The following is an 11,188-nucleotide window of genomic DNA, read 5'->3' as shown; positions in this document are numbered from 1 at the left end:
TGTTGTGGTGACTTCATTCTACACGAGGCCGTCGCTATGGGCTTTTTTGCGTTCACGTTCAGGTGTTGCACTTAATTTTATAATTCATCATACCCAAAATGCTTGAGGAGGAACGGACATGTTAACACGACTATTGACGAACCCATTGACGACGAATGAAATGAAACTGGCAGCGGCCGAGCTGTTCCAAGCCGATGAAGCGCAAATCGCCGAGGTGTTACTCGCCATGAAAGCGCGCGGTGAGACGGCTGAGGAGATGGCCGGACTCGCTGACTATATTCGTGAGGCGGCAACGTTCCCCGAGACGACGCTCCCTGTGCTCGACGTCTGTGGCACAGGCGGTGACGGGGCGAACACGTTCAACATCAGCTCGACGGTCGCATTCGTCTTGGCGGGATTAGATATCCCGGTCGCCAAACATGGGAATCGCAGCGTGTCGAGCCGGTCAGGCAGTGCCGACGTCCTCGAGTCATTGAATATCCCGATCGTCCAAAGTCATGAGGCGATGCTCGCCGACCTTGAGCGGACGAACTTGAGTTTCTTGTTCGCCCAACATATCCATCCGGTCATGAAACATGTCATGCCGGTCCGGAAACGACTCGCAACGGCGACCATCTTCAATCAAATCGGCCCGTTGACGAACCCGCTCAAACCGAAGCGGCAATTGATCGGCGTGTACCATCCATCGCTCATCGAGAAAATGGCGACGGCGATGCGCCACCTCGGCGTCGAGCGCGGCATGGTCGTCCATGGGGCAGGCGGGCTGGATGAAGCGAGTCTCGCTGGCAGAAATGACGTCTTGTTCTTCAACGGCGACAAAGTGGCCCGTTACACCGTCGACCCGCGCGACGTCGGATTGATGCGCGCTCCGCTGTCGGCCTTGCAAGGCGGGACACCAACTGAGAATGCGGCGACGCTCCTGGCCGTCTTGAACGGAGAGCAGGGACCGGCGCGAGACGTCGTCTTATTGAACGCCGCGCTCGCCCTCTGCACATATGGGACGGTCCAGACGCTTCGTGAAGGTGTCGCGGTGGCAACGGCAAGCATTGATGAAGGGCACGCTATCCGCGTGCTCAAACAATTACAACGAACGGAGGTTGGCGCATGAGCTACTTGACGAAAATCATCGGAACGAAAATTGAAGAGGTCAATCAAATGGAAGACATCGAGGTGACGCAGACGACAGCCATCTCATTACCGCTTTTAATGAAGGACGGCTTTCATGTCATCGCCGAAATTAAGCGGTCCTCCCCGTCAAAAGGAGTGATTCGCCAAGAAGTGGACGTCGTGAGCCGGGCCCGCACGTATGAACAGGCAGGGGCGACAATGATTTCCGTTTTGACGGATACGACCTACTTCAACGGTTCGTTCAACGACTTGCGTGATGTCGCGGCCGCTGTTGAGATCCCAGTCCTCTGCAAAGACTTTATCATCGATGAACGACAGCTCGACCGGGCGAAGGAAGCTGGAGCGAGTGCGGCACTATTGATTGTCGCGGCGCTCCATCCGAGCCGGCTTCATACCTTAAAACAGTATGCGCGGTCCATCGGCCTCGACGTGCTTGTCGAAGTTCATGATGAGGCCGAGCTCCAGACGGCGCTCGAACTGGGCGATGTGTTGATTGGCATCAACAATCGAAACTTGAAGACGTTCGAGGTCTCGCTCGACACGTCGGTCGACTTGATGACGAAGTATCCAGATGTCGCGTTCGTCAGCGAGAGCGGCGTCAGCACAGGCGAGGCGGCCCGTCGGTTACAGACGGCCGGGGCCCGAGCGATTCTCGTCGGGGAGGCGCTCATGCGACAGGACGACCCGACAGCCTTGATTGAGGAGTTGACATCATGTTCGTTAAAATATGTGGATTGACGACGGAAGCGAGTGTCGCGACGGCGATCGAGGCCGGAGCGGACGCTATCGGATTCGTCTTTGCGAACAGTTCGCGCCAAATCGACATCGCGACGGCGCAACGGCTTCGGGGGTTCATCCCGGAAGATGTCCGAGTCGTCGGCGTATTTCTCGATCCAACAATCAAAGAGGTCGAAGCTGCCGTCGCTTGCGGGTTGACCGACATTCAATTGCACCGCCGGACGCGGCCGCTTGAAACGTTCCGTCAGTTCGGTCTCCCGATCATCGAAGCGGATCACCAGTCTGAGGCCGACGTCATTCTTCTCGACGCACCGACACCGGGCAGTGGGCAGGCGCTCGATTGGGCGACGCTCGAACGGCCGGAGCAGACGTTTTGGCTCGCCGGTGGATTGAATGTCGACAATGTCGGTGCGGCGATTCGCGCCATGCGACCGGACGGCGTCGATGTATCAAGTGGTGTGGAGACGAATGGACAGAAAGATCACGATAAGATTCGCGCGTTCATCCGACGCGCCAAGGAGGAAACACAATGTATACACAACCAGTGAACGGAAAGTTTGGACCATATGGCGGAAAATATATCCCTGAGACGCTCATGCAAGCAGTCGAAGAGCTCGAAGTGGCTTACGAGGAAGCGAAACAAGACCCTGAATTCCAGGAACGTTTCGCTGATCTCCTCAGTGAGTATGTAGGACGGGAAACGCCACTCTATTATGCGGAGAACATGAGCCGCCGCCTCGGGACGAATGTCTATTTAAAACGAGAAGATTTGAACCATACCGGTGCCCACAAAATCAACAACACGATCGGCCAGGCGCTCCTTGCCAAACGAATGGGCAAACAAAAAGTCGTCGCCGAAACAGGCGCGGGACAGCACGGGGTCGCTACGGCGACGGTATGTGCGCTGCTCAATCTCGAATGTACGATTTTCATGGGTGAGGTCGACGTCGAACGTCAAGAATTGAACGTATTTCGAATGGAGTTACTCGGTGCAAAAGTCGTTCCTGTTAAGTCGGGGAGTCGAACGTTAAAAGATGCCGTCAACGAGGCGCTCCGTTACTGGGTCAAACATGTCGATGACACGCATTACGTGATGGGGTCGGTGCTCGGACCGCACCCGTTCCCGACGATGGTCCGCGATTTCCAAAGCGTTATCGGGACAGAGACACGTCGTCAAGTGCTCGAGAAGACAGGTCGTCTCCCTGACGCGGTCGTTGCCTGTGTAGGCGGCGGTAGCAATGCGATGGGCATGTTCTATCCGTTCTTGAATGACGAAACAGTCGCCTTATACGGTGTCGAGGCAGCAGGGAGCGGTGTCGACACGGACAAGCATGCGGCAACGCTCACGAAAGGCGAGGTCGGGGTGCTTCACGGGTCGCTCATGTATGTGCTCCAGGACGCAGCCGGGCAAATCCAGGAAGCCCACTCGATTTCGGCCGGACTCGATTATCCGGGTGTCGGACCAGAACACAGCTTCTTGAAAGATATCGAACGGGTCCGCTACGCGGCGGTCACGGACGAGGACGCACTCGCAGCCTGCATGTCGCTCAGCCGTCAAGAAGGGATTATTCCGGCACTTGAGTCGTCGCATGCGCTCGCTTATGCGGAAACGCTCGCCCAAACGATGGACGAGGACGACGTGCTCGTCATCTGTCTATCTGGTCGCGGGGATAAGGATGTTCATACGATTCGAGAAAGGGTGACTCAATGATGAGATTAGATGAAGCGATTCGACAGCGGAGTGAAGGGACGGCGTTCGTCCCGTACATCATGGCCGGGGACGGCGGACTCGATCACTTGATTCCGACGATTGAACGGCTAGAAGCGATGGGAGCGACGGCCATCGAACTCGGGATTCCATTCTCGGATCCGGTGGCAGACGGTCCCATCATCGAGGCGGCTGGAATGCGCGCCCTCGAACAAGGTGTGACGTTGACGGACGTGTTGGACCGTTTAATAGAAGGAACGGGTCGTTTTTCGGTGCCGATCGTCCTGATGACGTACTTGAATCCGGTGTTCCGGTTCGGGGTCGAGCGCTTCTTCGAGCGAGCGGCAGCGTCTGGGGTCAGCGGCGTCATCATTCCCGATTTGCCGTTTGAAGAGAGCCTCGATTTGTTCGCTGGCATCGATCGTCACGGAGTCGCGGTCGTACCGCTCGTCACGTTGACGAGCAGTCAGACCCGCATCGACACGATTCTGGATCAGGCGGAAGGATTCGTCTATGCGGTGACGCTCAAAGGGACGACTGGGAAGACGGACGTGTTCCCGGATGAGTTACTTGAGCACTTGCGTTCGTTGACGGCACGTTCGCCCGTACCGGTGCTCGCCGGTTTTGGTGTCCATCGCACTGATCAGGTCCGGACGCTCGGGTCAGCCTGTGACGGGGTCGTCGTCGGTAGTTTCATCGTCGAGGCGCTCCATGCGGGACGTGAACAGGACGTGGCCACGTTGATTGCATCGGCGCGGACGGTCAACGCAAAAAAATAAGGGTCGTGCCTCGGCACGATCCTTATTTATTCTTCGATTTCAATGGTACGGGTGCTCGAGCCGTCATCGGCTTTCGGTACGGTCAAGTGGAGCACGCCGTCTGACAGTTTCGCTTTGATGGCATCTTCTTTCACGTTCGGTAGATAGAGTGAACGTTGCATCGATGTGACGCGGCGTTCCCGATAGACGTAGTCTTTGTCTTCTGCTTTCTCTTCACGTTGGTCGACCGAGAGGATGAGATAGTCTTTGTCGTAGCGGATGTGAATGTTATCTTTTTTGATGCCTGGCATCTCGGCCTCGATGACGTATTGGCCGTCCTGGTCCCGGACGTCGAGTTTGAACGAGTCGAGGAACGACGTCGCGCCGTCTTTCGGATCGAACAGTTGATTCATCCGATCAAAGACGTCGCCGAACAAATCTTTGCGCAATCGATCGAGCTCGTTCTTCCGGAATGGCGTCAAATCGAACATACAAATTCCCCCTTCAAAAAACGGACAGAGTAGAAGTGTTGTCACTTTTACTCTCTCCGTTTTTAGCTAAGGATAAACGTAATTGACGTGACAGTTCGATGAAGAAAAGAGGGTCACAATTCGACGCGTTCTAACCCGTCTTCCCCGAACTTGCGGTCGAGTTGGTCGTGGCGATACGTCGAGGCGAGGACGTATAACAAGTCGCCTGGCTCGATTTTCGTCTGGCCCGTCGGCGGGATGAGATAGTCTTGACGGACGATTGCATTCACGACCGTGTTCGGTGGCAAGGTGATATCGGCGAGCGTTTTGCCAATCATTGATGATTCTTCGGTCGCCACGTAAGGGACGAGCTGATGTTGCGATTGCTTGCTCGAGACGAGTGCGATCGTGTATGGTGAGCGGATTTTATCCGGTCCGAGCAAATCGAGTTTCGCCGCGAGCGGTGTCAATGTCGTTCCTTGAATCAAGGCACTCGTCACGACGACGAAGAAGACGGCGTTGAAAATCAATTGGGCGTTGTCGATGCCTGCGATGAGCGGGAACGTAGCGAGGACAATCGGCACGGCGCCTTTTAGTCCGGCCCACGAGATAAACAGTTTTTCTTTGTGGGTAAACTGCATCTTGATTGTCGATAAATAGACGGCAATCGGCCGGGCGATGAACATCAGGATGAATGAAATCAATAACCCTTTCCAGATGAGCTCGGGGTCAAGCAACTGTCTCGGGAAGACAAGCAGACCGAGGATGACGAACATGATGATTTGCATGATCCAGGCCAAAGCCTCAGAGAATTGAACGATTGTCACTTCATGGGCCGTGTGCGCATTCCCAACAATCATCGCGGCGAGATAGACGGCAAGTAATCCACTGCCTGCAAAGTAAGCAGCGACCCCATAGGTCATGAAGGCCATTGAAATCATGAGGACAGCATGCAGACCACTCGACTCGAGACGCAAATGGTTAAGCATGAGTCGGGACAAGTTTCCGAGCATGTAACCGACGAACGCGCCGACAATGATTTGCAGGATGAACATCCAAATACCGTCCCAAATCGTCGTGTCGGGTTTTAACATGAAGTCGAGGGCGAGAATCGTCAAGAACATCGCCATCGGGTCATTCGTGCCGGACTCAGCTTCGAGTGTCGAACCAACTTTCGGTGAGATATTCTTTCCTTTGAAGGCGGCGAAAACAGCAGCCGCGTCAGTAGAGCCGATGATGGCGCCAAATAGGAAAGATTCCACCCAGTCGAAGCCAAATACGAAACGAACGGCCACAGCGATGAGCCCGGTCGTCAACAGCACGCCAATCGTAGCGAGTGAAGCGGACGGGGCGAGCACGCTCCGGATTGACGACCATTTCGTCTGTAAGCCACCTTCGAACAAGATGACGACGAGGGCCGCGACCCCAATCATTTGAGCGAGATTGGTGTCATCGAAGAAAATCAGCCCAGTAATATCGCTGCCCATCAGCATGCCGATGCCCATGAACAAAATCAGGGCAGGTAAGCCGAAACGCGTCGATACGCGTGTGGCCAACACGCCGGCGACAAGTAGCAGACCGAATAATAGAATCAAAATATCAGTACTCAAAATCGGTGCGGTCAAACACATCACTTCCTTTTTCACGTTGATATTTACATGTATTATTAAGTTCATTATACCATGAAATGGTTATGAATTAAGAAATGACGCATCGAGAATTATGCACATTGGAATAATCGGATATAGATGTGGTACAGTAGGGGCATCAAAAAGGGGGATTCACATGACTAAAATTCACGTGCTCCATGAAAACAACGAATGGACGAACCATCTCGTCCGACGACTCGAAGAATTATCATTGCCGTATGAACTGTGGCACCTCGATCAAGGGACGATCGACTTGGCGAGCGAACCGCCGGAAGGTGTGTTTTACAACCGGATGAGCGCGTCGTCGCATACGCGGGGTCACCGCTACGCGCCGGAACTGACGGAAGGGGTGCTCGCATGGCTCGAAGCGAACGGACGGACCGTCTTCAACGGGACGCGGGCGATTCGGCTCGAAGTGAGCAAGGTCAATCAGTATACGGCGCTTCAACGAGAAGGAATTCGTGTACCGAAGACAGTGGCAGCCGTCGGGAAGAAGCAAATCATCGAGGCGGCCGAGAAGCTCGGGATGACGCCGTTCATCACGAAACATAACCGAGCCGGCAAAGGACTCGGTGTTCAACTGTTCCATTCGATCGATGCGTTGAAGGCATACGTCGAGGGTCCGACGTTCGAGGAATCGATTGACGGGATAACGCTCATCCAACAATATATCGAGGCGCCCAAACCGTACATCACACGCTGTGAGTTCATCGGTGGTAAATTCGTTTACGCGGTGCGTGTCGATACGTCAGACGGTTTCGAACTCTGTCCGGCCGACGCCTGCTCGATTGAAGACCAGTTCTGCCCGGTCGGCGAGACACCACCGGCGAAGTTTGAAATCGTCGAAGGATTCAATGACCCAATCATCGGACAGTTGGAAACGTTCCTCCAGAAGAACGAGATTGCGGTCGCCGGGATTGAAATCATCGAAGACGCGGACGGGAACGTCTACGCGTATGACGTCAACACGAACACGAACTATAATTCTGACGCCGAAGCGAAAGCGGGGCAGTACGGTATGCTCGAACTTGCGACGTTCCTTGGGGACGCCTTGGCGGTCACGACGAAATAAAGACAGAAGAAAGGGTCAGGCTTTTGCCTGACCCTTTCGCTGTGTATGTTGTAATTGTTGTTCAAATCGAAGTTGGACTAATTCTGCTGTCGGTGCCATTCGTTCGATGAACGAATCTAAACGTTTCGCAGTGTCTCGATCTGATTCCTTGAACACGCGCATCGTTGTTCACCTCATTGATCATTGTTATGTTGCTTCTACAACAATGATTCCCGAGGGCATGATAGCGTAAACCTCGATTACCCGAGGAATGTGCCGAGTTCTTCTTTTGGAAGGATGTTCCCGACATAAAAGTCGCCGAACTCGCCATATTTGGCACTGACTTCATCAAAACGCATCTCATAGACGATCTTTTTGAATTGGAGCGAGTCTTCCGCAAACAAGGTGACGCCCCACTCCCAACCGTCAAAACCGGTCGAACCGCCGATGAACTGTTGAATCTTGCCGGCGTAGCTGCGGCCGATCATGCTGTGGCGATACATGAGGTCTTTGCGCTCATCCATCGACAACGTGTACCAGTTGTCCCCGTCGCGACGAGCCTTGCTCATCGGGTAGAAGCAGATGTGGGCCGCTTTCGGGAGTGTCGGATAGAGGCGGGCCCGAATGTGAGGGTTCTCGTACGGGTCACCGTCTCCAGAACCTCGATACATGCCGAGTTCGATGACAGACACGTATGAATAGCTTGGAATCATGTAATCGTACAATTTCGTCTTCCGAAGAGCGAGTTCGACTTGCTCGAGCTCTTTGAACGTCGGACGAAGGACCATCAAGACGACGTCCGCCTTTTGACCAAGGATCGAGTAAAAGGCATGGCTTCCTTCACCGCGTGTCTCGACCTCTTCGAGTGAGCCGAGGAAGGCGACGAACTCGTCAATCATCTCTTGACGGGCGGTTGGGTCGACTGCTTTTAAACGAGTCCAATCGATGGAGCGGAAATCATGGAGCGTATACCAACCGTCTAACGTGGCGGCTGCGTGTTGCGTTTGGGTTGTCGGTGCTGGACGTTCTGACATTAAAAAAACTCCTTTCGAGACTAGGCTTCGCTGACTATTTTACCATACACGTTTGACCGTCTGGCAAATTTGACGCCGCCGTGAGGATAGTCACACTCCGGGCGGGGTAAAGAGATAGGGAGCAAGATTTTTGAAAACGGCTTCACAATGGGCTGTATCAGTCGGAAATGGTAAACTGTTCTATTCATATAATGATTGATTTCAAGCGATTTATGACGAAATGGGCAGAATAGTTTATTTTAAAAATCGTACTGTGTATAATAAAACTCGCATATGGACGAGAGCGTCCGAGAGAGAAAAAATCCGATTTCTTCTAATCGAAAAGGAGTTCATTCACTATGAAACTATTTGACACGTTGAAACAAAAAGTCAGCCCGATTCGCCCGACCATCGTCTTCCCAGAAGGGATCGATGAGCGCGTCCTCGGTGCCGCTGTCCGTTTGAAAAATGATGGCATGGTTGAACCGATCGTCATCGGACCAAAAGCTGAACTCGAAGCGGTCGCTTCGAAGCACGGCTTTGACATCTCAGGTTTGACGCAATACGACCCAGCGACGTACGAAGACATCGATACACTCGTCGAATCGTTCGTTGAGCGCCGCAAAGGTAAAGCGACACCGGAACAGGCACGTGAATTGTTGTCGTCAGACGTGAACTACTTCGGTACGATGCTCGTCCACACAGGAAAAGCAGAAGGTCTCGTCTCAGGTGCGATGCATGCGACTGCCGATACGGTCCGTCCGGCCCTTCAAATCATCAAGATGCAAACAGGCATCAAAAAGACGTCAGGCGTCTTCATCATGGTACGTGACGACGAGCAGTACGTCTTCTCGGACTGCGCCATCAACATCGCACCGGATGCGGCTGACCTCGCCGAGAACGCCTACTTGTCAGCGTTGACAGCGAAGACGTTCGGCATCGAGCCGCAAGTCGCGCTCCTCAGCTTCTCGACAAAAGGATCAGCGAAGTCGCCAGAGACAGAAAAAGTCATCGAAGCGACACGTCTCGCCAAAGAGAAGGCGCCAAACCTTCCAATCGACGGCGAACTTCAATTCGATGCGGCGTTCGTACCGAGCGTGGCGGCGAAGAAAGCACCAGGCTCTGAAGTAGCCGGAAATGCGAACGTCTTCGTCTTCCCAAGCCTCGAAGCCGGAAACATTGGCTACAAGATGGTTCAACGTTTCGGCGGATTCGAAGCGATCGGACCAATCCTTCAAGGTCTCAACAAGCCGGTCAACGACTTGTCGCGTGGCTGTAACGAAGAGGACGTCTATAAATTGACGCTCATCACAGCGGCACAAGCCATCGACGAGCGCAACGAAGCGTAAGTCGCAGCATCCTTCCTGAGCGGAGGATGCTTTTTTTGTGGTCACATTGTAAACTATTGGAAAAGGGGGCGAGGAAATGGATGAAGAGGAAGGCATCATCACATTGCCGGAAGGGCATCGGTACGCCATGTTCGGTGGCGGGGATGATTATCCAATTAAAACGTATTACAAAGGGGTGTTCGAAACAGTATTCGTCGTGTTTCATCCGTTTCTGGTCCCGAAAGACGACCCGACCGCGGTTGACCGTTATGTCGAGTTGGATAAAAACGAGGTCGAACAGCAATTTCGGGCCATCACATGGGCAGATATGCGCCGCCGACTTGATTTCGATGACATCAAACGCATCGATCACGCACTCCGGACGATGATTGCGGCGCTGAAACCGCACGCCGAAGATCAAGAAGGTGCGAATCGAATCATCGAATTTTGCAATCGCGAGAACGTACTTCCACCAGGCGAAGGGGAGCTGTCGAATCTTTTAGAGAATCAGGTGTTACGAGCACTTCTTGAGATGGGAGAAGAGTGGATGTGGAGCGGAGACGAGTTCTGCACGGAACGGCATCTCATCAACATTCGGGAGACGCTAACCTCCGATACGTGGGGGATGCGTCATCGGACGTTCTTCGGACATCAACATGATTGGCTCATCGTACCGCCTTGGGATAGCCATTTCACGTTGATTTGTGGCAGCCGAGCTTGGGTCGAGCAGGTGGTCGAGCGGTGCGAACTCGAAGGCTTCTATTGTGATGAAAACACGACAATCAATTGGAGTTTGCTTGATCGAAAACTGAGGTAAACTAGTAGGGGACAACACTATTAAGGGGGAACTACCATGCAAAACATCCATGCAACTGAATTACGTGAAAAGCTTGAGAACGGCGAAACGCTCCATATCATTGACGTGCGCGAACAAGACGAGTACGACGCGGGCCATATCCCGCACGTGCCGCTCTATCCGCTGTCTGAATTTCCTGGCGTCACGGACAAGCTCGCGAAAGATAACGTTTATCACGTCATCTGCCGCTCAGGCGGCCGCAGTGTGACGGCATGCGACTATTTGGAGTCGGAAGGCTATAAGGTCGTCAACGTCGAAGGCGGCATGCTCGCGTGGGACGGCGATATCGAGGCGTGATGCTCGACAATCCATGGGTCGTCATCCCGCTGTTAATCGCACTCTATTTGACCGTCTATACGTTCGTCAAACGAGTCGATGGCGATAAATGGAGGCTCGTCTGGGCTGTCTGGCTCATCGTCATCGTCATGATGTTGACGATTCAGCTCGTCCAAAGTCTATAAAAAACGAGTGAAGCCCGCACAGGCTTCA

13 protein-coding genes are annotated in these 11,188 nt (G+C 53.6%); 10 read left to right on the top strand and 3 right to left on the bottom strand.

What is annotated here, in order from left to right:
- Window positions 1-118: 118 nt before the first annotated feature.
- From trpD to trpA, 5 genes are read left to right on the top strand one after another with little or no spacing between them, the layout of a single operon-like run.
- Window positions 119-1,108, top strand: coding sequence for an anthranilate phosphoribosyltransferase (gene trpD / locus KNP95_RS05435; RefSeq protein ID WP_214835898.1), 990 nt, complete (start codon window positions 119-121; stop codon window positions 1,106-1,108).
- Window positions 1,105-1,866 carry an indole-3-glycerol phosphate synthase TrpC gene (trpC, locus tag KNP95_RS05430; RefSeq protein ID WP_214835895.1) on the top strand — a complete coding sequence of 254 codons (762 nt, stop codon included), beginning with the start codon at window positions 1,105-1,107 and terminating at the stop codon, window positions 1,864-1,866. Before trpD ends, trpC begins: the two co-directional genes overlap by 4 nt.
- Window positions 1,842-2,414: a phosphoribosylanthranilate isomerase gene (locus tag KNP95_RS05425; protein WP_021066000.1), complete on the top strand. Its 573-nt coding sequence runs from the start codon at window positions 1,842-1,844 to the stop codon at window positions 2,412-2,414. The genes trpC and KNP95_RS05425 overlap by 25 nt, the downstream gene beginning before the upstream one ends.
- The gene (gene trpB, locus KNP95_RS05420; protein WP_214803166.1) at window positions 2,396-3,577 is read left to right on the top strand and encodes a tryptophan synthase subunit beta; all 1,182 of its coding nucleotides are present in this window, start codon (window positions 2,396-2,398) and stop codon (window positions 3,575-3,577) included. The genes KNP95_RS05425 and trpB overlap by 19 nt, the downstream gene beginning before the upstream one ends.
- A complete protein-coding gene (trpA, locus tag KNP95_RS05415) occupies window positions 3,577-4,353 on the top strand; it encodes a tryptophan synthase subunit alpha (RefSeq protein ID WP_214803163.1) in 777 nt (258 codons plus the stop codon). The genes trpB and trpA overlap by 1 nt, the downstream gene beginning before the upstream one ends.
- 26 nt (window positions 4,354-4,379) lie before the next feature.
- Here the strand turns inward: trpA and KNP95_RS05410 are convergent, their stop codons facing one another.
- Together KNP95_RS05410 and KNP95_RS05405 are read right to left on the bottom strand one after the other, a co-directional pair.
- Window positions 4,380-4,823, bottom strand: coding sequence for an Hsp20/alpha crystallin family protein (locus tag KNP95_RS05410; RefSeq protein ID WP_214719152.1), 444 nt, complete (start codon window positions 4,821-4,823; stop codon window positions 4,380-4,382).
- A 113-nt stretch (window positions 4,824-4,936) separates the two neighbouring features.
- Complete coding sequence (locus tag KNP95_RS05405; protein WP_031199977.1) at window positions 4,937-6,433, bottom strand: potassium/proton antiporter; 1,497 nt, start codon at window positions 6,431-6,433, stop codon at window positions 4,937-4,939.
- Window positions 6,434-6,587: 154 nt separating this feature from the next.
- On the opposite strand from KNP95_RS05405, the gene KNP95_RS05400 reads away from it, so the two are divergent.
- A complete protein-coding gene (locus tag KNP95_RS05400; protein ID WP_029594588.1) occupies window positions 6,588-7,523 on the top strand; it encodes an ATP-grasp domain-containing protein in 936 nt (311 codons plus the stop codon).
- 239 nt (window positions 7,524-7,762) lie between these two features.
- Here the strand turns inward: KNP95_RS05400 and hemQ are convergent, their stop codons facing one another.
- Window positions 7,763-8,536 carry a hydrogen peroxide-dependent heme synthase gene (gene hemQ, locus KNP95_RS05395; protein WP_214835892.1) on the bottom strand — a complete coding sequence of 258 codons (774 nt, stop codon included), beginning with the start codon at window positions 8,534-8,536 and terminating at the stop codon, window positions 7,763-7,765.
- Window positions 8,537-8,874: 338 nt separating this feature from the next.
- Between hemQ and pta the strand changes: the two genes are divergently transcribed.
- From pta to KNP95_RS05375, 4 genes are all read left to right on the top strand, one after another.
- Entirely contained in the window at window positions 8,875-9,864 is a 990-nt protein-coding gene (gene pta, locus KNP95_RS05390; protein WP_029594589.1) for a phosphate acetyltransferase, read from the top strand.
- 76 nt (window positions 9,865-9,940) lie between these two features.
- Window positions 9,941-10,660 (top strand): DUF2711 family protein, encoded by a 720-nt coding sequence (locus KNP95_RS05385; protein WP_214803160.1) that lies wholly within the window; start codon window positions 9,941-9,943, stop codon window positions 10,658-10,660.
- Window positions 10,661-10,696: 36 nt separating this feature from the next.
- Window positions 10,697-10,996 (top strand): rhodanese-like domain-containing protein, encoded by a 300-nt coding sequence (locus tag KNP95_RS05380; protein ID WP_021066010.1) that lies wholly within the window; start codon window positions 10,697-10,699, stop codon window positions 10,994-10,996.
- A complete protein-coding gene (locus KNP95_RS05375) occupies window positions 10,972-11,160 on the top strand; it encodes a hypothetical protein (RefSeq protein ID WP_138858686.1) in 189 nt (62 codons plus the stop codon). The genes KNP95_RS05380 and KNP95_RS05375 overlap by 25 nt, the downstream gene beginning before the upstream one ends.
- Window positions 11,161-11,188: the final 28 nt, after the last annotated feature.

Source organism: Exiguobacterium sp. s36 (genome assembly GCF_018618345.1).
GTDB classification, from domain to species: domain Bacteria; phylum Bacillota; class Bacilli; order Exiguobacteriales; family Exiguobacteriaceae; genus Exiguobacterium; species Exiguobacterium chiriqhucha.
Note: the sequence above shows the minus strand (reverse complement) of the source record. Positions and strands in the feature narration are given on the sequence as shown.

Coding starts and splice junctions, on each gene's coding strand:
- KNP95_RS05380 (WP_021066010.1), top strand. CDS start 10,697: ATGCAAAACATCCATGCAACTGAATTACGTGAAAAGCTTGAGAACGGC.
- KNP95_RS05410 (WP_214719152.1), bottom strand. CDS start 4,823: ATGTTCGATTTGACGCCATTCCGGAAGAACGAGCTCGATCGATTGCGC.
- pta (WP_029594589.1), top strand. CDS start 8,875: ATGAAACTATTTGACACGTTGAAACAAAAAGTCAGCCCGATTCGCCCG.
- KNP95_RS05400 (WP_029594588.1), top strand. CDS start 6,588: ATGACTAAAATTCACGTGCTCCATGAAAACAACGAATGGACGAACCAT.
- trpA (WP_214803163.1), top strand. CDS start 3,577: ATGAGATTAGATGAAGCGATTCGACAGCGGAGTGAAGGGACGGCGTTC.
- trpC (WP_214835895.1), top strand. CDS start 1,105: ATGAGCTACTTGACGAAAATCATCGGAACGAAAATTGAAGAGGTCAAT.
- KNP95_RS05385 (WP_214803160.1), top strand. CDS start 9,941: ATGGATGAAGAGGAAGGCATCATCACATTGCCGGAAGGGCATCGGTAC.
- KNP95_RS05405 (WP_031199977.1), bottom strand. CDS start 6,433: ATGTGTTTGACCGCACCGATTTTGAGTACTGATATTTTGATTCTATTA.
- trpD (WP_214835898.1), top strand. CDS start 119: ATGTTAACACGACTATTGACGAACCCATTGACGACGAATGAAATGAAA.
- KNP95_RS05425 (WP_021066000.1), top strand. CDS start 1,842: ATGTTCGTTAAAATATGTGGATTGACGACGGAAGCGAGTGTCGCGACG.
- hemQ (WP_214835892.1), bottom strand. CDS start 8,536: ATGTCAGAACGTCCAGCACCGACAACCCAAACGCAACACGCAGCCGCC.
- trpB (WP_214803166.1), top strand. CDS start 2,396: ATGTATACACAACCAGTGAACGGAAAGTTTGGACCATATGGCGGAAAA.